The 22846-nt window shown below is 51.2% G+C and carries 25 protein-coding genes; 12 read left to right on the top strand and 13 right to left on the bottom strand.

The features are described from left to right. The first annotated feature begins 3 nt into the window (after positions 1-3). On the top strand, positions 4-972 hold the full coding sequence (gene hcr / locus IB214_RS09075) for an NADH oxidoreductase (RefSeq protein ID WP_096756555.1): 969 nt from the start codon (positions 4-6) through the stop codon (positions 970-972). Positions 973-1212: 240 nt separating this feature from the next. On the opposite strand, the gene IB214_RS09070 is transcribed toward hcr, so the two are convergent. The 6 genes from IB214_RS09070 to IB214_RS09045 all read right to left on the bottom strand — a co-directional run bounded on the left by IB214_RS09070 (position 1213) and on the right by IB214_RS09045 (position 5749). After that, positions 1213-1719 carry a YrhA family protein gene (locus IB214_RS09070; protein ID WP_117343260.1) on the bottom strand — a complete coding sequence of 169 codons (507 nt, stop codon included), beginning with the start codon at positions 1717-1719 and terminating at the stop codon, positions 1213-1215. Between the two features lie 7 nt (positions 1720-1726). Next, complete coding sequence (locus tag IB214_RS09065; protein WP_117343259.1) at positions 1727-2875, bottom strand: HNH endonuclease; 1149 nt, start codon at positions 2873-2875, stop codon at positions 1727-1729. 278 nt (positions 2876-3153) lie between these two features. Continuing rightward, entirely contained in the window at positions 3154-3654 is a 501-nt protein-coding gene (locus IB214_RS09060) for an AAA family ATPase (protein WP_117343258.1), read from the bottom strand. A gap of 210 nt (positions 3655-3864) precedes the next feature. Further along, positions 3865-4305: a GNAT family N-acetyltransferase gene (locus IB214_RS09055; RefSeq protein ID WP_117343257.1), complete on the bottom strand. Its 441-nt coding sequence runs from the start codon at positions 4303-4305 to the stop codon at positions 3865-3867. 130 nt (positions 4306-4435) lie between these two features. Next, positions 4436-5140, bottom strand: a complete 705-nt coding sequence (locus tag IB214_RS09050) for a class I SAM-dependent methyltransferase (RefSeq protein ID WP_117343256.1) — start codon at positions 5138-5140, stop codon at positions 4436-4438. A 156-nt stretch (positions 5141-5296) separates the two neighbouring features. After that, positions 5297-5749 (bottom strand): NUDIX domain-containing protein, encoded by a 453-nt coding sequence (locus tag IB214_RS09045; protein WP_117343255.1) that lies wholly within the window; start codon positions 5747-5749, stop codon positions 5297-5299. Between the two features lie 671 nt (positions 5750-6420). Here IB214_RS09045 and IB214_RS09040 point away from each other — a divergent pair. Further along, positions 6421-8037: an FAD-NAD(P)-binding protein gene (locus tag IB214_RS09040; RefSeq protein WP_117343254.1), complete on the top strand. Its 1617-nt coding sequence runs from the start codon at positions 6421-6423 to the stop codon at positions 8035-8037. A gap of 74 nt (positions 8038-8111) precedes the next feature. Here IB214_RS09040 and IB214_RS09035 read toward each other — a convergent pair whose 3' ends face one another. Next, complete coding sequence (locus IB214_RS09035) at positions 8112-8546, bottom strand: DoxX family protein (protein ID WP_115258070.1); 435 nt, start codon at positions 8544-8546, stop codon at positions 8112-8114. Positions 8547-8697: 151 nt separating this feature from the next. On the opposite strand from IB214_RS09035, the gene poxB reads away from it, so the two are divergent. The 4 genes from poxB (at position 8698) to IB214_RS09015 (ending at position 14007) form a co-directional block, all read left to right on the top strand. Next, entirely contained in the window at positions 8698-10416 is a 1719-nt protein-coding gene (gene poxB, locus IB214_RS09030) for a ubiquinone-dependent pyruvate dehydrogenase (RefSeq protein WP_117343253.1), read from the top strand. 36 nt (positions 10417-10452) lie between these two features. Beyond that, positions 10453-11454 carry a low-specificity L-threonine aldolase gene (gene ltaE / locus IB214_RS09025; protein WP_117343252.1) on the top strand — a complete coding sequence of 334 codons (1002 nt, stop codon included), beginning with the start codon at positions 10453-10455 and terminating at the stop codon, positions 11452-11454. A 10-nt stretch (positions 11455-11464) separates the two neighbouring features. Then, complete coding sequence (locus IB214_RS09020; RefSeq protein ID WP_117343251.1) at positions 11465-12895, top strand: SDR family oxidoreductase; 1431 nt, start codon at positions 11465-11467, stop codon at positions 12893-12895. 98 nt (positions 12896-12993) lie between these two features. Continuing rightward, positions 12994-14007 (top strand): NAD(P)-dependent oxidoreductase, encoded by a 1014-nt coding sequence (locus IB214_RS09015; RefSeq protein WP_096756546.1) that lies wholly within the window; start codon positions 12994-12996, stop codon positions 14005-14007. Here IB214_RS09015 and IB214_RS09010 read toward each other — a convergent pair. From IB214_RS09010 to cspG, 6 genes are all read right to left on the bottom strand, one after another. Next, complete coding sequence (locus IB214_RS09010; RefSeq protein WP_117343250.1) at positions 14004-14834, bottom strand: N-acetylmuramoyl-L-alanine amidase; 831 nt, start codon at positions 14832-14834, stop codon at positions 14004-14006. The genes IB214_RS09015 and IB214_RS09010 overlap by 4 nt on opposite strands. Beyond that, positions 14831-15154, bottom strand: coding sequence for a heavy metal-binding domain-containing protein (locus tag IB214_RS09005; RefSeq protein WP_096756544.1), 324 nt, complete (start codon positions 15152-15154; stop codon positions 14831-14833). The genes IB214_RS09010 and IB214_RS09005 overlap by 4 nt, the downstream gene beginning before the upstream one ends. A 119-nt stretch (positions 15155-15273) precedes the next feature. Further along, on the bottom strand, positions 15274-16572 hold the full coding sequence (locus IB214_RS09000; protein WP_117343249.1) for an AppA family phytase/histidine-type acid phosphatase: 1299 nt from the start codon (positions 16570-16572) through the stop codon (positions 15274-15276). Positions 16573-16857: 285 nt separating this feature from the next. After that, complete coding sequence (locus IB214_RS08995) at positions 16858-17031, bottom strand: addiction module toxin, GnsA/GnsB family (protein WP_096756542.1); 174 nt, start codon at positions 17029-17031, stop codon at positions 16858-16860. Between the two features lie 294 nt (positions 17032-17325). Then, the gene (locus IB214_RS08990) at positions 17326-17514 is read right to left on the bottom strand and encodes a cold-shock protein (protein ID WP_115259921.1); all 189 of its coding nucleotides are present in this window, start codon (positions 17512-17514) and stop codon (positions 17326-17328) included. Between the two features lie 10 nt (positions 17515-17524). Then, the gene (cspG, locus tag IB214_RS08985; RefSeq protein ID WP_046479624.1) at positions 17525-17737 is read right to left on the bottom strand and encodes a cold shock protein CspG; all 213 of its coding nucleotides are present in this window, start codon (positions 17735-17737) and stop codon (positions 17525-17527) included. Between the two features lie 542 nt (positions 17738-18279). Here cspG and IB214_RS08980 point away from each other — a divergent pair. The 6 genes from IB214_RS08980 to artJ all read left to right on the top strand — a co-directional run bounded on the left by IB214_RS08980 (position 18280) and on the right by artJ (position 22800). Further along, complete coding sequence (locus IB214_RS08980; RefSeq protein WP_117343248.1) at positions 18280-18795, top strand: lipoprotein; 516 nt, start codon at positions 18280-18282, stop codon at positions 18793-18795. A 226-nt stretch (positions 18796-19021) separates the two neighbouring features. Then, positions 19022-19750, top strand: coding sequence for an arginine ABC transporter ATP-binding protein ArtP (artP, locus tag IB214_RS08975; protein WP_096756540.1), 729 nt, complete (start codon positions 19022-19024; stop codon positions 19748-19750). Positions 19751-19766: 16 nt separating this feature from the next. After that, on the top strand, positions 19767-20498 hold the full coding sequence (gene artI, locus IB214_RS08970; RefSeq protein ID WP_096756539.1) for an arginine ABC transporter substrate-binding protein ArtI: 732 nt from the start codon (positions 19767-19769) through the stop codon (positions 20496-20498). 6 nt (positions 20499-20504) lie between these two features. Beyond that, positions 20505-21221 (top strand): arginine ABC transporter permease ArtQ, encoded by a 717-nt coding sequence (gene artQ / locus IB214_RS08965; protein ID WP_096756538.1) that lies wholly within the window; start codon positions 20505-20507, stop codon positions 21219-21221. Continuing rightward, complete coding sequence (gene artM, locus IB214_RS08960; RefSeq protein WP_096756537.1) at positions 21221-21889, top strand: arginine ABC transporter permease ArtM; 669 nt, start codon at positions 21221-21223, stop codon at positions 21887-21889. The genes artQ and artM overlap by 1 nt, the downstream gene beginning before the upstream one ends. A gap of 179 nt (positions 21890-22068) precedes the next feature. Further along, on the top strand, positions 22069-22800 hold the full coding sequence (gene artJ / locus IB214_RS08955; RefSeq protein WP_096756536.1) for an arginine ABC transporter substrate-binding protein ArtJ: 732 nt from the start codon (positions 22069-22071) through the stop codon (positions 22798-22800). The last annotated feature ends 46 nt before the right edge of the window (positions 22801-22846 follow it).

The following is a 22846-nucleotide window of genomic DNA, read 5'->3' as shown; positions in this document are numbered from 1 at the left end:
GTCATGACAATGCCAACCCATCAGTGCCCGTGGCGGATGCAGGTTCATCACATCCATCAGGAAACGCCGGATGTATGGACGATTTCGTTGCTGTGCCACGATTATTATCCTTATCGTGCCGGGCAGTATGCACTGGTCAGCGTACGTAACTCAGCGGAGACGCTACGTGCCTACACCATCTCTTCAACGCCAGGCGTTAGCGAGTACATCACGCTGACCGTCCGCCGCATTGACGACGGTGCGGGTTCACAGTGGCTAACCCGTGACGTGAAGCGCGGCGACTATATCTGGCTGTCTGATGCCATGGGTGAGTTTACCTGTGAAGATAAAGCAGAAGACAAGTTCCTGATGCTGGCGGCCGGCTGTGGCGTGACGCCTATCATGTCGATGCGTCGCTGGTTGGCGAAGTACCGTCCGCAGGCCGATGTGCAGGTAATCTTTAACGTTCGTTCGCCGGAAGATGTCATTTTTGCCGACGAATGGCGCGAGTATCCGGTGACGCTGGTCGCTGAAAACAATGCCACCCATGGCTTTGTTTCTGGCCGACTGACCACCGACCTGCTGAAAAGCGTACCGGACTTAACTTCACGTACCGTGATGACTTGCGGCCCTGCTCCGTACATGGATCTGGTCGAAAAAGAAGTGAAAGCGCTCGGCGTAACGCGCTTCTTTAAAGAACAGTTCTTCACGCCGGTAGCGGAAGCCGCCACCAGTGGTCTGAAGTTCACCAAGCTACAACCGGCAAAAGAATTTTATGCGCCGGTAGGCAGCACGCTACTGGAAGCACTGGAAAGCAATAAAGTGCCGGTTGTCGCCGCATGCCGTGCAGGCGTGTGCGGCTGCTGCAAAACCAAAGTGGTTGATGGTAACTACACGGTTTCCAGCACCATGACGCTAACCGATGCGGAAATCGCCGAAGGCTACGTACTGGCCTGCTCCTGCCACCCGCAGGGTGATTTAGTGCTGGCGTAGTTGCTGAGCATCTGAGATTAAAAGGCTGCCTGGTTATGCTGGGCGGCCTTTTTTTTGCTTGTGAGGCACGTATGGTGATTTGCAGGTTGTGTATGTTGAGGTGATTGTCTGCTATGTGCTGTGAGTTCAACGGGTCGATGCAACGCTATCCTTAATCGAGGGGGACGTTGCCATGAAACGAAGAACGCGTATTTACTACACGCCAGAGCAGAAAGCGAAATAGGTATGCCACTGCAAATATTATTTTACGGTAACGATAAGTGCTGACAGTAGATCACCAAAGGTTCCGTGCTCCTCAATAACGTAATCTGTTGAGGCTTTATCCCTAATTTGGAAATGGTTATCTTTGAGGGCGTACACGAATACGGACATGCCATCCTCACCTATCACCACTTTGTCAGCGAGGTTCGGATCAACATAGATTTCATTGTCGCGCACCTCAATGTTTTGGATGTAGATATTTGACCATACCGGCTCGCCATTCTCCGTCTGTGTCATGCTGTACAGAGTGAGCCCGTTGTACTCCAACCCATCCATGATGTTGAACATATCAGCGTAATCCGGGCGATTTATCACTAAGCGCTGAACATCTGCGTAAACACCACGTTTCACTTCATCCCACTCCGCTGGCGCAGAATTGCGTATTAAGTCCATCATGGTGTCAGGCGCGACGGGGCAGGATACCGGGTAGTTATTGGAAACCATCAACGTATTGAAGGTGCCAATCATCTTATTTGTATCGTTCATCGTGTTCTCACTTTCCTACCGGGTAAATTACGCCATTCGGCGAGGGCCATAAAACGTTAGTGCTAGCGTTGTATGGGAGGTCCTTGGTGATTATCGCCTGCGTCTTTGATAGCGCGGAGTGATATGGCGAGTTTTGGATCAGTATCAGATTATCCCAGGCATTTGTACCGCTGTCATCCAGGGGGATCTTGTGGTGAACTTGCCACCCGGACGGTACTTTACCATCAGCGAGACGCAGCAGATTGTTGGAATCAAACGTTGAGACTGCGTCTGGGTGATCGGAAAGCGATCTGAGGAAACTTGAACGTACGGAGCTGTTAAATTCACCACGGAGCACGGTATATTCAGCGCGGTCACGACGAACATAGTTCAGCTCCGACACATTTATATCGTCAAGCAGAACGTGGGCCTTTTTGTATTTGCCCAGATAGCTTGTCAATTCCTTTGCCGCCATCGGATTACGAATAACCAGCAGTGACGCCGCAGCTATCATCATCCCAGATGTGGTTTCGTCAAGAACGCCGTCGTACCCCTTCACAGCATCGCCACCCAACTGTTCGGCTGTCTGCCGGAATCCCTCAATGTTGCCATTATAGATACCGCCAGCCGCCAAAAGCCTCCCGACTGCTTTACTGTTAATAGTTTTACCCGCTGGGACGTACTGTATTGGGGCATCGGAATAGTGATGTTTAATGGTTGGAAGTGACTTTCTTCCCTGATGCTCGTTGAGGGTATATTCGTAGAGCTGACGCACTTCCTGCTGAAAACACTCGCTGTAGGTATCCATGAAGCAGTCGTAAATCAGATTACTGTCATCATCGAAATAGAACGGATTGCGGAAGTGGTCCCATTTTTCTTTGGTGTTAACGCCAACCATCCAGCCGTGCTCCAGATCCCATTTCACCTCATCATAGAGTCCGTCGTATTCGCTAAGACGCTTGCGTTTGTAGGGTTGTGTCGCAAATCGGTGGTATACCCCTCTCAGCCGCTTCGGGACGCTGTGAGGCAGAATGCGGTTGCGCTGGTCGTATTTCAGGTAATCCAGTTCGTAAAAAATGCTCGCCATATTCAGCGCATCTCGTGGCGACAGAATGAACTGAATATCACTGGGAGCCAGCTCGCGCTCGGCATCCCACCTCTTGTAAAGCGTGAACATTCCGTTTCTTCCTTATCCCATGTATTTGATGAGGACTCTCTCGTTAAAGCGGCGAGAAATTAAACGGGTTGTTTTTTTGTGGTTGAGCTATTTTGGGGTTGCTGGAAGGAACTGTCACCGCCTCTCGAGCGCACTATTGCTGCTCAAACCTCCACGATGTAAGTAAGACCTTGCCAACATCCGCAGCTCAAAGCAGACCTCGCGGCAACGCAGGCGGTCCGCTCCGTGCCAACAACGGACATTGCTAAATCCTCGCTGGAGTGTTTCTCAAGACTGAGTCATTGGGAAAGAACGTCGATGATCCGCGAGACACATTCATCACTGGATAAACTGCATGAGTCTAAAATGAGGTGCTCTCTGTTCCATGGTTCATAAGTCAAATCTGTGACATCTTTCCAGTCAGGCAGGGTTAACCCCTCTACTTCAGATACTCTGGTTTCTACTCGTTTACGATGTTCTATCTCATCGGAGCATACAATCTCAATTTCTAAAAAGCCGGTGCTTGCGGATAAAGCGATTTCTCGATAGGCATCACGGGTTAACGCCAGTGGGTTCACTGAGTCAGTGATTACTGTTGCTCCTAATAGCAGATTCTCTCTGGCGAGTGAGTAAGCGACAAAATAACCAGCAGGACCCATTTCATGGTCATCTTCTTCGGCTTTGAGTATGGCTTGCTCAATCGTGTCGATTCGCAAGTAAAATGCGCTTAACTGCTTTGCCAAAGCCTGAGCGATCGTGCTCTTCCCGCTACCAGGCAATCCACTGAAGATAAATAGCATAATTTGTCCTTTAAATGATGAACCGCAGCAGTATTAAAACACAGCAGGCCCTAGATTGTGGGGTTTCGCATCGCAGCGATATGACAAGTAAGGGTATTACTGCTCGAGTTAATACCTAGCGTGTCCGCTCTTCGCTCACAGCGGACCTTCAGCTCAGTCAGCAATGTCCGCTGCGTGCCAGGAGCGGATATTAAAGAAGAGGATCTTTGCTTAAACGCAGCGGGGTTTCTCCAATCTAATATCAGATTCACTAATATTTTCTTTTTTAACCCAGCCCAGTCGCATGTAAAATTTCGCCGCACGACTGTTTTTGTCGGTTTCAAGCCAGACTGCCTTATGGTATTTGAATAATTCCTGCTCTGCGAGGTCAACAAGGCTGCGACCTACACCTCTGCCTTCATATTCAGGGAGAACAAAGACCGCAAAAAGACATCCTTCATCTGGCAAAATCATCGAGAAACCAATCACTTTTCCGTCATCTACGGCAACCCATGCGCAATGACTTTTCTCAATCATATCGGTGACAACGCTCTCGGTAATTCCCATCTGCTCCATTTCTTCTCGACTGAGATGATTTTCTTTAACCGAAGTCCTGACTTCAAAAATACCCTCTATATCAGTGGATAGAGCTAATCTTGTCCTTATATTCATTTGTCTTATTCCATGCTTGAGACAGTTTAGTTTTGATGATCAGGCAGTGATATTCTCTGAGGATATAGAATCCTGAGTAAAATTGCCGCTGATGTCCGCTTCTTGCTCAAAGCGGATCCAAAGTCAGCTTTTAACCACTCGATACTTGTTGCAAATCACCGAGTGATGAGTCCACCGAACATACCAGTGTGGCATGATCCCACCACGCATTGTTATCCACTCTTATTGCAAGCACGTTAAATTGTGCTTTCTGTATCTCATCAATTAAAGCCGGCAGTGGTTTCAGAGTACGCCAGGGTTGACCATCTTTCACTAAATGGTGCCTGACCGGATCATAAGAACTAATGTCGGCCGAATAACCGGGGGTTCCGCACATGGAACTGATCACAAAACGACCTCCGGGTTTGAGCAATCTCTTCACCTCTGCGAAAAAGAGAACCCGGTCATTATCTATCAGGCAATGCAAACAACTGCCGTCAATAATCAACTCAAACGTTGAGTCCTTACATTGATGTATACAGCAAACATTTCCGACAAAAAATTGTGCGGAGATACCAGCTTGCTGAAAACGCTTTTCTGCCCATCTGATAGCAGTCTCAGAAAAATCCACACCCCACACAGAATACCCTCGTTCAGCAAGGGACTGTGATGCCATAGCTCCGTTACCACACCCCATTTCAAGTACCGACGCACCTGACCGGGGTAAATAGTGATGTAAATTGAGCCAATGAAAGATTTTTTCCTGCTGTTTTTTTGCCCTAATATAACCTTCGCCAGCCCAAGCGACAGCTCCGTTTGCTATCAGTTGCCTGTATTGATTTTCATAGGGATTCATATTGAAGACGCCTTTTTTGCAACAATCCGCTTCACGTTTTACGCCATTTGTCGATGAAGTGAAGTTTATGGGCCTGGGTGCCAGTAATATCAGTAGACTTCACGACTCTTCAAGGGCCGCTTCATTCCAGAAGCGAAATCCAAGCCGTTCAGAGGGTTAAGTGCTGGGAAAGACTTCAAGTATGTTAATTATCAAATCGAGTGGGAAGATGATTTCATTGGTCTGTCTGAGCTCTTCTAAGTTCCACCAGTAGTGATCGCGAATGACTTCTTTTTCGTTGTTACTCCAACCTGATCGGTCAATATCTGATTTATCTGCACTAATAATAAAGAAACGTTCTTCAGCAAGAACGTTTTCACCACTTGGCAGCATCATAGGGAAGGTTCTGGAGGCTATTTGTGGTCCTGTAGTTCTTCTTTTCAGGCCCGTTTCTTCAAATAATTCACGTAACGCCGCCTGCTCAAAAGACTCGTTGTGCTCAAGTCCTCCCCCTGGCGTTGCCCAGTATGTTTTCCCTTCCAGAGCATCATCTTTATGGCAGAACCTGAAGAGCAGAACATGATTTTCAGGTGAAAGGACTATCAATCGAGAGGCAGGGCGAGTACGCATATCTTCCCTCTTAAATAAAATTTAAACTCTTATTTCGGATGTTCATCTAAACATAAATTGCAGTCTGCAAGTACACATTGAGAATACTTTTTCTTGCCACGTCAACTGCGTTTATCGTCTTCTCTTTGCTCAACGCAGACTGCCATCAATCACTCAATTTTTTGAAAAAATTGGTACTCTTCGTAAAGGTCTTCTTGAGTTCGACATTTTCCAGCATCAACACCGCCGCCTAAAAAATCCAGCCTATCGCTGGGTTCAGATTGCTGACAAAAGTATCTTCGGGTAGCCCGGCCGAACAAAGTGACGCCGGGAACGTCCCAGGAGTCGGTACTGATGCACCTCGTCCGGGCTACTCGGGGATGCCCCCTGATACCGCCCCTTCCTTTATTCCACTGCTTTCACCGCCAACTTCGGTATCAAACCCGGGCTCCGGCCCCCCCTTGCCGCTCAAATTCAGCGCAGGCGTGCTGGTACGCGGTTAGGTACATAACCTATGGCGTAAAGACTTTTATTTTTAACAGGTTACTGAGAAATTGGTGAATCTGTGTGGGGATCGTAGTCGCAAAAAGGTGAGCATAAACATTTCACCCCTCAATTTTTCAACCACAATTAACATTCACAAACTAATCAATATCCCCGACCATCGTCGAGCTTTTCAAAAAAGGATCCCCATGAAAAAAGTGGCCATCGTCGGCGTCGGCCCCACTGGAATCTATACCTTCCATGCCCTGGTTGAACGCGGTGAACCGATGACCGTGCAACTCTACGAGCAAGCGGAAGAAGCGGGTGTGGGCATGCCTTACAACAACGACAATAACGCGGACCATATGCTGGCGAATATTGCCAGTATTGAAATCCCGCCGATTTACATCACCTATCTGACGTGGCTACAAAACCAAAGCGATGACTACCTGACACAATTTGGTATTGAACGCACGTCTTTGCATGAACGGCAATTTTTACCCCGCGTGATCCTTGGCGACTATTTTCGCGATCGCTTTTTAGCCATTGTCGATAAAGCCCGTGAGTCCGGTTTTGAGGTTTGTGTTCATGAGTCCAGCGAAGTCACCGATCTGCGCGCAAACCCGCAGGGTGTTACGTTGTGGGTAAACCACGCACCACAACCTGTCGAGGTGGATTTTGCAGTTATCGCCACCGGCCATCTGTGGCCTGAGGGAGACGACACACCACGTGAGTTTTTCCCCAGCCCGTGGACCGGCCTGATGGACGCACAAATTAACGCCTGCAGAGTGGGCATTCTGGGTACGTCGTTAAGCGCTATCGATGCGGCAGTCGCCGTGGTCAGTCAACATGGCGCCTTCACCACCGATGCTGATAACACCCTCCATTTTACGCGCAAACCCGGTAGTCAAAGCCTGAAGTTGACTCTGATGTCACGCAGCGGTGTGCTGCCGGAGGCCGATTTTTACTGCCCTCTCCCTTATGAACCGCTGAACATCGCCACCGGTCAGGCGATTGAACACGTCATTGAACAGGGCCAACGCGGATTACTGGATCGCCTCTTCTCGCTTATCGTCAAACAGCTGCAAGACGCGGCACCGCAGTGGAGCCAGCAGATAGCGCTTGAGACGCTGACGGCAGATACGTTTTCTGACATCTATTTTGCTGACCGAATTCAGCACAATGCTTTTGACTGGGCGAAACGCAACCTGCAGGAAGTCGAACGCAACAAGCGGGAGCAACGCACCGTCACGTGGCGCTATACCCTGCTGCGGCTGCATGAGGTCATCGAACAGGTCGTGCCTCATCTTGACGATGGCGACAGAGAACGCTTCAAGCACGGTCTGGCACGCGTGTTTATCGATAACTATGCGGCGATCCCTTCGGAATCCATTCGCCGCCTGCTGGCGCTGCATGAGGCCGGGTTAATTGAAATCCTCGCGCTGGGCTCGGATTATCAACGCCAAAATGAGCAAGGTATGACGGTTATTTACCACAACAATCAGCGTAGCGAATTTGATGTGTTTATTGATGCCCGAGGGCAAAAAGCGTTGAGGAGCAAAGATATCCCGTTCCCCACGTTGCGCCATCAACTCCTCGACTGTGGTGATGAGATCCCGGATATCAGCGAAAATTATACGCTACGTGCGCCAAAGGATGCCTGTGGTCGCATCGCCTTTGGCGGGCTGCCATGGCTAATGCACGACCGCCCTTTTATTCAGGGTCTGGTCGTCAGCGCTGAAATCGGCGCAGCGATGGCAAACGCCCTGACACAAGGCACGGTGGGACGTCGGCGAAAACGCTGGGACCGTAACGAGGAAGACTAACGACCTGATAGAATCAGGAGGCGAGCAGCAATGTAACTACGTTGTCGCCTCCGCATTTGTCGTCCGATGGCAAACTAGCGCCAGGCCGACTGACCGCCCAATGCGTATTTTCCGGCACCCAAAAATGCCACCGCCAGTGCGCCAATAAAGAAATACACCAGACTTTCAATAGCCCATGCGCCGGTTTTATCCAGCGACCAGGTTTCGCCCATTCCGACCATCAGCCACGCGACAACCATAGTGAATGCCAACCCTAACGCAGCCGGACGCGTCAGAATGCCGAGAATAATCAGGCACGGTGCCAGCACCTCGCCAAGCAAAACGCCGTAGGCAATGAAACCCGGAAAACCTTTCGCTATTAGCATGCCGCTAATGCCATCAATTCCGGCAAACAGTTTATGCAGACCGTGAAACAGCATCAGTCCCCCCACCGCCAGGCGTAACAAAAACTTGCCAAAGTCCTCATGCGTCAGCATGCGATTTACTGCATTTAATAAGTTCCTAACCATTTGAATTCATTCCTTGTTTGCCATGTCCACAGTCAAGCTACGCGTTATCTTCGTCAAATGTAAGCTGCCGAAAATAAGGGGTAATGAGAAGCATAACTATTATCTTCATCTAAACTTGTAACCGGTATCACATTAAAGGAGATGGAAAACCATGAAACAAACGGTTGCCGCTTTTATTGCTAAAACGCTTGAACAGGCTGGTGTGAAACGTATTTGGGGCGTAACGGGTGATTCACTGAATGGTCTTAGTGACAGTCTCAATCGCATGGGAACGATCGACTGGATGCCAACCCGGCATGAAGAAGTTGCCGCCTTCGCCGCAGGCGCGGAAGCGCAACTGACCGGTGAACTGGCGGTGTGTGCCGGTTCATGTGGACCGGGAAACTTGCACCTGATTAACGGCCTGTTTGATTGCCACCGCAACCATGTCCCAGTGCTGGCGATTGCCGCACATATCCCCTCCAGTGAAATTGGCAGCGGCTATTTTCAGGAGACCCACCCGCAAGAGTTGTTCCGCGAATGTAGCCACTATTGCGAGCTGGTTTCCAGCCCTGAACAGATCCCACAGGTGCTGGCGATTGCCATGCGCAAAGCAGTGTTAAACCGCGGTGTGTCAGTCGTCGTGCTCCCGGGCGATGTTGCACTGAAAGCCGCGCCGGAAAGTGCCAGCACGCACTGGTATCATGCGCCGTTACCGGTGGTCACCCCGGCGGAAGAAGAGATGAGAAAACTGGCGCAGCTGCTGCGCTATTCCAGCAACATTGCGCTGATGTGCGGCAGTGGTTGCGCGGGTGCGCACAAAGAGCTGGTGGAGTTTGCCGCAAAAATCAAAGCGCCGATTGTCCACGCCCTGCGCGGCAAAGAGCACGTCGAATATGACAACCCCTACGATGTGGGTATGACCGGACTGATCGGTTTTTCATCCGGTTTTCATACCATGATGAATGCCGACACGCTGCTTTTACTGGGCACCCAGTTCCCCTACCGCCCCTTCTACCCCACCGACGCCAAAATTATTCAGATTGATATCAATCCGGCAAGCATTGGTGCGCACAGCAAGGTGGATATGGCGCTCGTTGGAGATATCAAAGCCACGCTGCGTGCCCTGCTGCCGCTCGTAGAAGAAAAAACCGACCGCAAATTCCTCGATAAAGCCCTGAGTGATTATCGCGATGCGCGCAAAGGACTGGATGATTTAGCCAAACCCAGCGAAAAAGCCATTCACCCGCAGTATCTGGCGCAGCAAATCAGCCACTTCGCCGCTGATGACGCCATCTTTACCTGCGATGTCGGCACCCCCACGGTGTGGGCCGCGCGCTATCTGAAAATGAACGGCAAGCGCCGCCTGCTCGGGTCGTTTAATCACGGGTCGATGGCGAACGCCATGCCGCAGGCGCTGGGTGCACAGGCAACGGAACCCGGACGCCAGGTGGTCGCCATGTGCGGCGACGGCGGCTTCAGCATGCTGATGGGCGATTTTCTTTCGGTGGTGCAGATGAAGCTGCCGGTGAAAATCATCGTGTTCAATAACAGCGTGCTGGGCTTTGTCGCAATGGAGATGAAGGCCGGTGGGTATCTGACCGACGGAACGGAACTGCACGACACCAACTTTGCCCGCATTGCCGAAGCCTGCGGGATCACCGGTATCCGCGTGGAAAAATCGTCGGACGTCGATGAGGCGCTGCAAAGAGCGCTGTCGATTGATGGCCCGGTGCTGGTCGACGTGGTGGTCGCGAAAGAAGAGCTCGCCATACCGCCGCAAATCAAACTCGAACAAGCGAAGGGTTTCAGCCTGTATATGCTGCGCGCTATCATCAGCGGACGCGGTGATGAAGTGATCGAACTGGCGAAAACCAACTGGCTAAGGTAAAACAGTGGGCATTACCTCACTTAAAAAGGAATGCCCGTGATCGACCTACGTAGTGATACTGTCACCCGCCCGAGTCGCGCCATGCTGGAAGAGATGATGGCGGCCCCGGTCGGGGACGACGTCTACGGCGACGACCCTACCGTCAATGCCCTTCAGCAGTATGCCGCTGAACTTTCTGGTAAAGAAGCGGCTATTTTCTTACCGACCGGCACCCAGGCAAATCTGGTGGCGCTGCTCAGCCACTGTCAGCGCGGCGAGGAGTACATCGCAGGCCAGGGCGCGCATAACTATTTATACGAAGCCGGTGGTGCCGCGGTGCTCGGCAGCATTCAGCCGCAGCCTATCGACGCCGCGCCGGATGGCACGCTGCCGCTGGACAAAGTCGCCGCTAAAATCAAAGCCGATGATATTCATTTTGCCCGTACCCGCCTACTCAGTCTGGAAAACACCCATAACGGCAAAGTGCTGCCGCGTGAGTATTTGAAGGAGGCCTGGGAATTCACCCGCGAACGAAATCTGGCGCTGCACGTTGACGGCGCGCGTATTTTTAACGCCATCGTCGCCTACGGTTGTGAGCTTAAGGACGTCACCCAATATTGTGACTCGTTCACCATTTGCCTCTCCAAAGGGCTGGGGACGCCGGTCGGGTCACTGCTGGTCGGCAGCCATGATTACATCAAACGTGCGATTCGCTGGCGCAAGATGACCGGCGGCGGTATGCGCCAGGCCGGTATTCTGGCGGCTGCCGGGCTGTATGCGCTCAAAAATAACGTGGCGCGTTTGCAAATTGATCACGACAACGCTGCCTGGATGGCAGAACAATTGCGTGAAGCGGGTGCCGACGTTATGCGTCACGACACCAATATGCTGTTTGTCCGCGTGGGTGAAGAACACGCTGCTGCGCTGGGCGAGTACATGAAATCTAAAGACGTGCTGATTAACGCCTCGCCGATTGTGCGTCTGGTGATGCATCTGGACGTTTCACGTGAACAACTTGCTGAAGTCGCCGCTCACTGGCGTGCTTTTTTAAACCGCTAAGGAGACCGGCGTGCCGCAACGGATTTTGGTACTTGGCGCCAGTGGTTACATTGGTCAACATCTGGTAAAAGCGCTCAGCCAGCAAGGGCATCAGGTACTGGCGGCGGCACGTCGCATCGAGCGACTGGACAAACAGCAACTGCCCGGCGTCAGTTGTCATAAGGTTGATTTAAACGAACCAGATACCCTGACGCCGCTGCTGGCCGACGTTGATACGGTCTATTACCTGGTGCACGGGATGGGTGAAGGCGGTGATTTTATCGCCCACGAGCGTCAAGTGGCGCAGAATGTCCGCGACGCCCTGCGCCATACGCCCGTCAACCAGCTGATTTTCCTGAGTTCCTTACAGGCCCCCAAGCATGAACAGTCCGATCACCTGCGCGCACGGCAGATAACGGCTGACACGTTGCGCGAATCTGGCGTCCCGGTTACGGAGTTACGGGCGGGTATTATCGTCGGCGCGGGCTCTGCGGCCTTTGAGGTGATGCGTGATATGGTCTACAACCTGCCGGTACTCACCCCACCGCGCTGGGTACGATCGCGTACCACACCGATTGCGCTGGAGAACTTGCTGTACTATTTAGTTGCGCTGCTGGCGCACCCGGCAAACGGCCACCGCGTACTCGAAGCGGCGGGGCCGCAGGTATTAAGCTATCAAGAGCAGTTCGAACATTTTATGGCGGTCAGCGGCAAGCATCGCCTGCTTATCCCCATCCCTTTCCCGACCCGCTGGATTTCAGTGTGGTTTTTAAATGTGATCACCTCGGTTCCACCGACGACCGCCCAGGCGCTGATACAGGGCCTGAAACACGATCTGCTGGCCGATGACACCGAACTGAGGGCATTGATCCCCCAAAAGCTCATCGCCTTTGACGATGCGGTACGCAGCACGCTGAAGGAAGAAGAGAAACTGGTCGACTCCAGCGAGTGGGGATACGACGCGCAGGCCTTTGCCCGCTGGCGACCGGAATACGGCTATTTCGCCAAACAGGCCGGGTTTAGCGTCGAGACATCCGCCAGCCTGAAGGCGCTGTGGCAAGTGGTGAATCGCCTCGGCGGCAAAGAGGGTTATTTCTTTGGCAATATTCTGTGGAAGACGCGCGCAGCCATGGATCTGCTGGTGGGGCATAAACTGGCAAAAGGTCGGCCGGAGCGTCCGCTTTTACAGGTCGGCGATACCGTGGATAGCTGGAAGGTTATTATCGTCGAACCGGAGAAGCAGCTAACACTGTTATTTGGTATGAAGGCGCCAGGACTCGGTCGTCTGAGTTTTACCCTGGAAGATAAAGGCGATCGCCGTCGCATTGACGTCCGCGCCTGGTGGCACCCGCACGGTATGCCCGGTCTGTTCTACTGGCTGCTGATGATCCCGGCTCACCTGTTTATTTTCAGGGGGATGGCAAAGCGTATCGCCAAACTTGCAGAACAAATCACAGACTAAAGACAAAAAGAGGCTGTATTCTTTCATGTTTCCCATTGCATACAGGCGTAATTCACGGAAGAATGCGCACGAAGTTCTATTAAACACAGCGGATTGATATGAAGGTACTGGTTACCGGAGCCACCAGCGGCTTAGGCCGAAACGCGGTTGAGTTTTTACGCAAGAAAGGCATCAGCGTCAGAGCTACCGGTCGCAACGAAGCGATGGGTAAGTTGCTGGAGAAAATGGGCGCAGAATTTGTGCATGCGGATTTGACCGAGCTGGTCTCTTCGCAAGCAAAAGTGATGCTCGCAGGCATCGACACGCTGTGGCACTGTTCCAGTTTTACCTCGCCGTGGGGAACACAGGAAGCCTTTGACCTGGCTAACGTCCGCGCCACCCGCCGTCTGGGCGAGTGGTCGGTTGCCTGGGGCGTGCGTAACTTTATTCATATCTCCTCCCCGTCGCTCTATTTTGATTATCACCACCATCGCGATATCAAAGAGGACTTTCGCCCACACCGCTTCGCCAACGAATTCGCCCGCAGTAAAGCAGCCGGCGAAGACGTGATTGCGCTGTTAGCCCAGGCCAATCCGCAAACTCGCTTTACGGTACTACGTCCGCAGAGCCTGTTTGGCCCGCATGATAAAGTTTTTATCCCCCGCCTGGCGCACATGATGCATCACTATGGCAGCGTCCTGCTCCCACACGGCGGCAGCGCACTGGTGGATATGACCTACTATGAAAATGCGATTCACGCGATGTGGCTGGCAAGTCAGGAAGCCTGTGACAATCTGCCATCAGGTCGTGTGTATAACATTACCAACGGTGAGCATCGCACGCTGCGCAGCATCGTGCAGAAGCTGATTGACGAACTGAATATTGATTGCCGCATCCGCTCCGTGCCTTATCCAATGCTGGACATGATTGCCCGCAGCATGGAGCGTCTGGGGAATAAATCGGCAAAAGAACCCAAGCTCACACACTACGGTGTCTCAAAGCTCAATTTTGACTTTACGCTGGACACCACCCGCGCCCAGGAAGAGCTGGGTTATCAGCCTGTCGTGACGCTGGATGAAGGGATTGAGCGTACCGCGGCCTGGCTGCGCGACCACGGTAAGCTGCCGCGTTAACCTTGCCCGTATTTCTCCAGTAGCGCTTCGGCAATGGCCTGCGTTTCGGCATCCGCCACGCCGTTCCACAACGCCGGGCGGAAGTGCATCTGGAACGCCATAATCACCCGCTGCTGTTCACGCGGCGTCAAGTCCGGTTTCACCTCGTAGCCGTAGCGCGACAGCAAATCAAGTAACGATGCGGTGTCCACCGGCGTATGGGGTGCGCGTCCGCCAAGATAAAACGCGACGCGCTGAGCATCCGGCCAGGCGCCAATACCCTGCGCGGCCAGTTCACGCCACGGAAACAGCGGGCCGGGATCGTCTTTACGCTGCGGAGCGATATCCGCATGCGCCACCACGTTCTGCGCCTTGATGTCGTAGCGGGCAATAATGTCCTTTGCCAGCGGGATCAACGCCTGGATCTGCGTCGCTTCAAATGGCGCAAAATATTTCACGCCCGCTGATTTTCGCCAGCCACGGTTTTCCAGTTCAATCCCAATCGACGTGTCGTTAATCCGCGTAGCGCCTCGCCAGAAGCTGATCCCTGCATGCCAGGCCAGATCCTTTTCCGGGACCAGCTGCCAGATCCGCGGCTTGCCGCCGTGCAGCGGTGGTACTGCCGGGATCAGATAGTGCGAGCTGACGTTTTTATCCGTCAGCGTGGCCAGCGATGAGTCAAAATCATCAGCCGTGTAGTGAATTACCAGCACTTTAATGCGTGGATATGCCGCCTGCGCCTGGCGTCGGGTATCCAGTTGATACCCGTTTTTGTCGACAATCCCTGGCTCGCGGGCACAGCCCGTCAGCAACACAGCAAATGCCAGCAGCCATAACAGACGCTTCATCGGCGAGTTTTCACCGCAGTCCCGCTGACGCTCACCATCAGCATGCTGCCATCTTTACCCACGGTTTCGTAATCAATATCAATACCAACGACCGCATCTGCTCCCAACGCTTTCGCCTGTTCGCCGAGTTCCTGAAAGGCAATTTCACGCGCTTTGCGCAGCTCTTTTTCGTATGAGCCAGAGCGACCGCCGACAATGTCCCGGATCCCGGCAAAAAAATCGCGGAAGATATTCGCGCCTAAAATCGCTTCACCGGTTACCACACCGCAGTATTCCACGATGCTTTGCCCTTCCAGCGTAGGGGTGGTCGAAAACTGCATGGTATATCTCCTTATTACGCTAACAACGCTGCCTTAAGGCATTATCGAACCGATACCCTATCATTGAAAGGTTCCGATTGTTTAATTTTCAACATGATCGAAATGATGCAATAAAAATATTATTTCTCAGCACATTCGGACACGCGAACGGAATCAATGAGTGTAGAAAAACTTTTTAATGAGCACATTCCCTGCGTATTTTTCTCATCGCAGGCCGCTAAGGGCAGCACAATTTTTCCGGGAGGCGATTGCAACGACAAAGGTTGCATATCACGCATTTCCTGCAATGTCTGATACATAAAAGAAACCTGCACCCAATCAGAATGATCGCTAACCCGTTTCCACCTTTCGAAAACAAACTCTCCACCCGGCGGCGTATTATCTGGCTGACCGGGCAGAGACACGTTAAGGCCTAATGCCCCGCTGATATTGGCAAGATTGGTGTCATGCCCCGCAATAAACAACAAAGAGACGGGCAACTGAATTGCGTATTTATTTTCTGTTGCCCCCTGTGTTACGAGCGCTGTACGTATCAAATCAAGTAACGGTGTGGCCCTGCTACGGGCAACCTCCGGGGTTTTCTGCAGAAGGTCAAACTGCGCATTGTGCAGACTTAATAATGTACGCCATTCTTTATCGCCATGAATACGCCCCCAGGCCACCTGCGACATCCCTTGTGCTTGTTGCAGCAGGAAGATTTCCGTCAGGGTTGAAGCCAGTCCCCATGAGCCTGACAACGATATATTTTCTGGAGAGACCTTGAGTTCAGCAGGTAAGACGTCGGTTAGCGTACACTGTGCAGACTGCCCAGCTGCTTGACACTTTTCTGACTGGGAGAAATTTAACACCCGTTCCAGGGCTTGAAATGCGGGTTGGTAGTGGCGCGTGTACTCATCAAGACTTCCGCCAGCCCGGGTCAGGATGGCCTCTTTCACCTGCGATGTGTTCAGCGAACACTGCCCCGCCTTGATGGGATTAAAAAGGGGATCAGATTTTGACTTATCTTGTTGATAATGAACCTGTACTTTACATTTCGGGGCCAGTCCTGCCAGGAATGCTTCACCCGTTTTACGGGTACGTTGATCGCTATCGGCAATGACCGCGACCTGCCCTGCCGTTGGACACGTTTTATTATCCAGCAGACCTTTGTCCGCCAGGCGTAAACGTTGATACCGTCCTAATTCAGTAATGAGTGCCCCGCCGCGAGGAGTCAACCACCCCAGAGGAACGTCCCATTGCGGCCAGCGGTCGGGAGTGACTTGCTGCATAAGCGGCGTGAACTTTGTCGGTGCCCTGACGCCATGACGACTGACGATGACAACACGCTCAAGCTGCATTCCGCTCTGTTCATCGGCGCGTAATGAAACAGGGGCCAATATAATCGTTAAGAACAATAAACGAATGATCAGTGTACTCATTACCAGCACCACCTCGTCGTTAATGAATAATCAGAAGCCCGCACACGACAGGACGAACGTCTTATCTTGTCGACAGCCAAATCATCCTACGCCTGTGATAATAAATATCCACCAGGATGAAATACTGGGTTATCGCGTACGGCTGAAATTCACACACTTTTGCCACCGCCTCGTTCACACACGGAAGAGATCACACTTATAATTTCATTTTGAAATTATAAAAATAAAAAGCACCGCCTCAGCTGGACGGCGATGCTTTAACGCATACTGGATGGTATTTGAAAATTAGATCAACTTAATTTTAATGTCATAACTTTCAAGTCCGGTCATTTTCTCACGAGCGATAAACTGAATATCGGAAACTTCTTTCCCGGTCTTTTTCTTCAGCTCAACAATTTTCTTTGTGATGAACTCAGATATATCCGCTTCAGTTTTATTTTTTAATTTCTCGACGTCCATTATGCACCTCTTCTGGTCTGTAACGGCATCAACGCGCCAGTAGATAGTATTATCTGTATAACCATGGATATCTATAAACTATACGATAAAAAGATTCAATAACCCAGGCGCAACTGGTCATTACACACCCAGAAATTGTTTGCATATTAAACGATAAGAGAGGGGCTGAAGGCAGGTTCGCAGTAAACGATGTTCTGGCATCACGACAAAAACGTCAAGATGACGATCTCACGATAAACAGGTAGGGTCATCTGTTAAGTCATTAAAAAAGGCCCCTTGAAGGGGCCTAAAAAATTATTTTCTGAAATCCAGCGGAGTCTGGCCGGACTGAATGTACATTGCAACATTATCAAATGTAATCATTTTAGATTTGCAAAAAATACATTTCGCGCCAAACGGATTTCCCTCAGTCACATCGAAGCTCGATGTTCTGTACTGCGAACCATGGCAACATGGGCAGCGAAAGTGAATATGATTAGTAATAATAGTTACCTTAGAGCGCCACAACATTAACAGCGGATGGGCCTTTAGGTCCCTGCTCCACGCTAAACTCGACTTCCTGATTTTCATTCAGCGTTTTAAAGTCGTTACTTTGGATAGCAGAAAAATGCACAAACACATCTTTGCTACCATCTTTGGGCGTGATGAATCCAAAACCTTTCTCAGGATTAAACCACTTAACTAAACCCGTCATTTTATTAGACATATATTTTATTCCTTAATTTGAGCCTTTCGGCATATTTGGTTTTATTACAGAATCGACTTAGTGCTTAGCGGAGTGACTCAAAGAAGGGATAAATGGATAAACCTGAAAATGAGAACTGCGGAAGTAAACTACTTTGTAAATCGTCTGTTATTCAAACCGACTCAACTATTAACGCATGAGCCCAGGAATTAATCAACCCTTATTTTAGCCATCCGGATACCCTGATAGCCTAAGGACTGCTCCGTCGTTGTGCACTTATACATACCGTCGCAGTCCGGTTTCCACATTTTGTTGCCTCGTAAATAAGCATGCAGATACGTGGATGGTCTATACACTATAGGGAGCATCCTTGGCGACAACATCATGCCGCAGTTTGATATACTGAACCGAGGTAAGCAGTCAATAGCCACAGATGTACCAGTCGGTGAAATTTGCGAAGTTATGCAAGTAAAAACAAAGTGTTAATCGATTACACAGTCATTGAAAGGATAGAATTTTTCATCGTAGAATACTATTAGTAGAAAGCTAATAAGGAAATCATTATGCGCTACTCGAAACTCTCTCTGTTGGTCCCCTGTGCACTTCTTCTCAGCGCCTGTACCACCGTAACTCCGGCTTATAAAGACAACGGCCCGCGTAGCGGCGCTTGCGTGGAAGGTGGGCCAGACAGCGTGGCACAACAGTTCTATGATTACCACATTCAGCATCGTAGCAACGACATCACCGCCCTGCGTCCGTACTTAAGTGACAACCTGGCGAAATTGCTGACCGATGCCAGCCGCGATAACTCGCACCGCGAGCTGCTGACCAGCGATCCCTTCTCCAGCCGCACCACCTTACCGGACAGCGCCAGTGTCGCCAGCGCCTCGACCATTCCGAATAGTGATGCACGTAACATTCCGCTGCGCGTAGAGCTTAAGCAGGGTAATCAAACCTGGCGTGATGAAGTACTGATGATCCGTGAAGGCCAGTGCTGGGTCGTGGATGATGTTCGCTATCTGGGCGGTAGTGTACATGCGCCAGCCGGGACGCTGCGCCAGTCTGTCGAAAACCGTTAATCCCGCCATTCATTCGTTCAAATCATAAACCCCATAAATTGTCTGGCATTCTGCATAGAATGCCGACAATTATTCTTGCCCACTGGTGACCCCGCTATTTTGTGCTATGTTTAGAGAAGAATGCGGTTTGCATTTAACTTTTAACGCATAAATATTGCATAACTATTCTGTCAAAGGTAGTATCTGCGGCTTCAATAGCTATCAGACTGCCAGTATACGAGTGTCAATGAGTATTCAATTAAACGGCATTAACTGCTTCTACGGCGCACATCAGGCGCTGTTCGATATCACGCTGGATTGCCCTCAGGGCGAAACACTGGTGTTACTTGGCCCAAGTGGAGCCGGGAAAAGCTCGCTACTGCGCGTACTCAACCTGCTTGAGATGCCGCGTTCGGGCACGCTCTCTATTGCCGGTAACCGTTTCGACTTCACGAAAACACCTTCTGATAAAGCCATTCGCGAACTGCGTCAGAACGTGGGCATGGTCTTTCAGCAATACAATCTTTGGCCGCATCTTACGGTGCAGCAGAACCTGATCGAAGCGCCCTGCCGCGTGCTGGGTCTGAGCAAGGACCAGGCGCTGGCGCGTGCCGAGAAGCTGCTGGAACGTCTGCGACTGAAGCCCTATAGCGATCGTTACCCACTGCATCTTTCCGGCGGCCAGCAACAGCGTGTGGCCATTGCCCGCGCGTTAATGATGGAGCCACAGGTGCTGCTGTTTGATGAACCCACCGCAGCGCTTGACCCGGAAATTACCGCACAAATCGTCAGCATCATTCGTGAGCTGGCAGAAACCAATATTACTCAGGTGATCGTCACCCACGAAGTGGAAGTCGCCCGTAAAACGGCCAGTCGTGTGGTGTATATGGAAAACGGTCATATCGTCGAGTTTGGGAATGCGAGCTGCTTTGCCAACCCGCAAACCGAAGCGTTTAAAAACTATCTCTCTCACTAAGATTCGGGACAATACAATGAAAAAAGTTCTGATTGCCGCGCTAATCGCAGGTTTTAGCCTTTCCGCTACCGCAGCCCAAACCATTCGCTTCGCTACCGAAGCGTCTTATCCTCCGTTTGAATCCATTGATGCTAATAACAACATCGTGGGTTTTGACGTTGACCTGGCAAATGCGCTGTGTAAAGAGATCGACGCCACCTGTACGTTCACTAACCAGGCTTTCGACAGCCTGATCCCAAGCCTGAAATTCCGCCGTTTTGACGCGGTAATGGCCGGTATGGACATCACGCCGGAGCGTGAAAAACAGGTGTTGTTCACTACGCCTTACTATGACAACTCCGCGTTGTTTGTTGGTCAACAGGGTAAATACACCAGCATTGACCAGCTGAAAGGCAAGAAAGTGGGCGTACAAAACGGCACCACGCACCAGAAATTCATCATGGATAAACATCCGGAAGTCACCACCGTTCCGTATGACAGCTACCAGAATGCCAAACTCGACCTGCAGAACGGGCGTATTGATGGCGTCTTTGGTGATACCGCTGTCGTGACCGAATGGCTGAAGGACAATCCGAAACTGGCCGCCGTTGGCGATAAAGTCACCGATAAAGATTACTTCGGTACCGGTCTGGGCATTGCAATGCGCCAGGGCAATACCGAGCTGCAGCAGAAATTCAATGCTGCGCTGGAAAAAGTGAAGAAAGATGGGACGTACGAAACCATCTATAACAAATGGTTCCAGAAGTAATATTAGATGAATGAATTTTTTCCTTTAGCAAGCGCCGCCGGGATGACCGTCGGCCTTGCCGTTTGTGCGCTGATCATTGGCCTGGCTCTCGCAATGTTGTTTGCCGTCTGGGAGTCTGCTAAATGGCGTCCAGTGGCATGGACGGGTTCAGCCCTGGTGACGCTCCTGCGCGGACTTCCGGAAATTCTGGTGGTTCTGTTTATCTATTTCGGTTCCTCCCAGTTGCTGCTGACGCTGGCCGATGGGTTTACGATAAATCTTGGCATCGTGCAGATCCCGGTGCAGATGGAGATCGAAAACTTCGACGTCAGTCCGTTCCTGTGCGGCGTCATTGCGCTGTCATTGCTGTATGCGGCCTATGCGTCGCAAACGCTGCGTGGCGCACTGAAAGCCGTCCCGCTCGGGCAATGGGAGTCTGGTCAGGCGCTAGGGCTGTCCAAAACCGCGATCTTCTTTCGTCTGGTGATGCCGCAAATGTGGCGTCATGCCCTGCCGGGACTGGGTAACCAGTGGCTGGTTTTGCTGAAAGATACCGCGCTGGTAAGCCTGATCAGCGTCAACGATCTGATGCTGCAAACCAAAAGCATTGCCACGCGTACTCAGGAGCCGTTTACCTGGTACATCGTGGCGGCGGCCATTTATCTGGTGATAACGCTGTTGAGTCAGTACATTCTCAAACGCATTGACCTGCGCGCGACACGTTTTGAGCGGAGACCGGGCTGATGCTTGAGTATTTACCAGAACTGATGAAAGGGCTGCATACCAGCCTGACGTTGACGGTTGCCTCCATCGTGGTTGCGCTGGTCATGGCGCTGATTTTCACCGTCATCCTGACGCTGAAAACTCCGGTGCTGGTGTGGCTGGTACGCGCCTACATTACGCTGTTTACCGGTACGCCGCTGTTGGTGCAAATCTTCCTGATCTACTACGGTCCGGGGCAGTTTCCCGCGCTGCAGGAGTATCCGGTCCTCTGGCATCTGCTGTCAGAACCCTGGCTGTGCGCCTTGATTGCGCTGTCGTTAAACAGTGCCGCGTATACTACGCAGCTGTTCTACGGCGCTATTCGCGCAATCCCGGAAGGTCAGTGGCAATCCTGTGGTGCATTGGGGATGAGCAAGAAAGATACGCTGGCCATCTTGCTGCCGTACGCCTTTAAACGCGCCCTCTCCTCGTACTCCAACGAAGTGGTGCTGGTGTTCAAAAGTACCTCCCTGGCCTACACCATCACGCTGATGGAAGTCATGGGTTACAGCCAGCTGTTGTATGGTCGTACCTATGACGTCATGGTCTTCGGCGCGGCGGGCGTGATTTATCTGATTGTTAACGGCCTGCTGACGTTGATGATGCGCTTAATCGAGCGTAAAGCACTGGCGTTTGAACACCGCAATTAAGTCAATAACTGCATAAAGCTGAATAGTAAAGGCGGGCATGTCTCTGGACTGTCCGCTTTTTTTTATTCCACATAAAATATTTAATCATTTTTATTGCATACAAATTCATTAAATGGCATTGTAAATCAACGCCGCAGACACGGTGAATCATCATAAGATTGACAGACGGGAGTTCCACCATGAAAAAGTTAGTCCTGGCCGCATTACTTGCTACCTTCGCCACCGGCGCCTCTGCTGCTGATAAAATCAATTTCGGTGTCTCAGCAACCTACCCGCCATTCGAATCGTTGGATGCCAGCAATAAAATTGTTGGTTTTGACATCGACCTGGCTTCAGCATTGTGCAAACAAATGCAGGCTGACTGTACTTTTACTAATCATGCGTTCGACAGCCTGATCCCCGCGCTGAAATTCAAAAAATACGATGCGGTGATTTCCGGTATGGACATCACGCCAGAACGTAGTAAGCAGGTCTCCTTTACTCAGCCCTACTATGCCAACTCAGCGCTGGTCATTGCGAAAAAAGACACCTATAAAACCTTTGCTGATTTGAAAGGCAAACGTATCGGCATGGAAAACGGCACCACGCACCAGAAATACCTGCAGGATAAACATCCTGAAGTGAAAACCGTGGCGTACGACAGCTACCAGAATGCGATCATTGACCTGAAAAACGGGCGTATTGATGGCGTATTTGGCGACACTGCCGTAGTTAACGAGTGGCTGAAAACCAATCCGCAGTTAGGCGTAGCAACGGACAAAGTAACTGACCCGCAATACTTCGGCACCGGCCTTGGCATTGCCGTTCGCCCGGATAACACCGCGCTGCTGGAAAAACTGAACACCGCGCTGGCCGCCATTAAAGCTGACGGTACCTATCAAAAAATCAGCGATCAGTGGTTCCCGCAGTAATCCCTGCCTTACCTGAAAAAGCCGCAAATCGCGGCTTTTTACGTTT

It is taken from the genome of Citrobacter sp. C1 (assembly GCF_014596895.2).
In the GTDB taxonomy this organism is placed as follows: domain Bacteria; phylum Pseudomonadota; class Gammaproteobacteria; order Enterobacterales; family Enterobacteriaceae; genus Citrobacter; species Citrobacter gillenii.
Note: the sequence above shows the minus strand (reverse complement) of the source record. Positions and strands in the feature narration are given on the sequence as shown.

Bases quoted from the DNA above. Each gene is read 5' to 3' on its own strand.
- hcr (WP_096756555.1), top strand. From the start codon at position 4: ATGACAATGCCAACCCATCAGTGCCCGTGGCGGATGCAGGTTCATCAC.
- IB214_RS08980 (WP_117343248.1), top strand. From the start codon at position 18,280: ATGCGCTACTCGAAACTCTCTCTGTTGGTCCCCTGTGCACTTCTTCTC.
- IB214_RS09000 (WP_117343249.1), bottom strand. From the start codon at position 16,572: ATGAGTACACTGATCATTCGTTTATTGTTCTTAACGATTATATTGGCC.
- IB214_RS09045 (WP_117343255.1), bottom strand. From the start codon at position 5,749: ATGCGTACTCGCCCTGCCTCTCGATTGATAGTCCTTTCACCTGAAAAT.
- cspG (WP_046479624.1), bottom strand. From the start codon at position 17,737: ATGTCTAATAAAATGACGGGTTTAGTTAAGTGGTTTAATCCTGAGAAA.
- IB214_RS09040 (WP_117343254.1), top strand. From the start codon at position 6,421: ATGAAAAAAGTGGCCATCGTCGGCGTCGGCCCCACTGGAATCTATACC.
- IB214_RS09035 (WP_115258070.1), bottom strand. From the start codon at position 8,546: ATGGTTAGGAACTTATTAAATGCAGTAAATCGCATGCTGACGCATGAG.
- IB214_RS09015 (WP_096756546.1), top strand. From the start codon at position 12,994: ATGAAGGTACTGGTTACCGGAGCCACCAGCGGCTTAGGCCGAAACGCG.
- IB214_RS09065 (WP_117343259.1), bottom strand. From the start codon at position 2,875: ATGTTCACGCTTTACAAGAGGTGGGATGCCGAGCGCGAGCTGGCTCCC.
- IB214_RS09010 (WP_117343250.1), bottom strand. From the start codon at position 14,834: ATGAAGCGTCTGTTATGGCTGCTGGCATTTGCTGTGTTGCTGACGGGC.
- IB214_RS09005 (WP_096756544.1), bottom strand. From the start codon at position 15,154: ATGCAGTTTTCGACCACCCCTACGCTGGAAGGGCAAAGCATCGTGGAA.
- artI (WP_096756539.1), top strand. From the start codon at position 19,767: ATGAAAAAAGTTCTGATTGCCGCGCTAATCGCAGGTTTTAGCCTTTCC.
- IB214_RS08995 (WP_096756542.1), bottom strand. From the start codon at position 17,031: ATGGACGTCGAGAAATTAAAAAATAAAACTGAAGCGGATATATCTGAG.
- poxB (WP_117343253.1), top strand. From the start codon at position 8,698: ATGAAACAAACGGTTGCCGCTTTTATTGCTAAAACGCTTGAACAGGCT.
- IB214_RS09050 (WP_117343256.1), bottom strand. From the start codon at position 5,140: ATGAATCCCTATGAAAATCAATACAGGCAACTGATAGCAAACGGAGCT.
- IB214_RS09055 (WP_117343257.1), bottom strand. From the start codon at position 4,305: ATGAATATAAGGACAAGATTAGCTCTATCCACTGATATAGAGGGTATT.
- artP (WP_096756540.1), top strand. From the start codon at position 19,022: ATGAGTATTCAATTAAACGGCATTAACTGCTTCTACGGCGCACATCAG.
- artJ (WP_096756536.1), top strand. From the start codon at position 22,069: ATGAAAAAGTTAGTCCTGGCCGCATTACTTGCTACCTTCGCCACCGGC.
- IB214_RS09070 (WP_117343260.1), bottom strand. From the start codon at position 1,719: ATGAACGATACAAATAAGATGATTGGCACCTTCAATACGTTGATGGTT.
- artQ (WP_096756538.1), top strand. From the start codon at position 20,505: ATGAATGAATTTTTTCCTTTAGCAAGCGCCGCCGGGATGACCGTCGGC.
- IB214_RS09060 (WP_117343258.1), bottom strand. From the start codon at position 3,654: ATGCTATTTATCTTCAGTGGATTGCCTGGTAGCGGGAAGAGCACGATC.
- artM (WP_096756537.1), top strand. From the start codon at position 21,221: ATGCTTGAGTATTTACCAGAACTGATGAAAGGGCTGCATACCAGCCTG.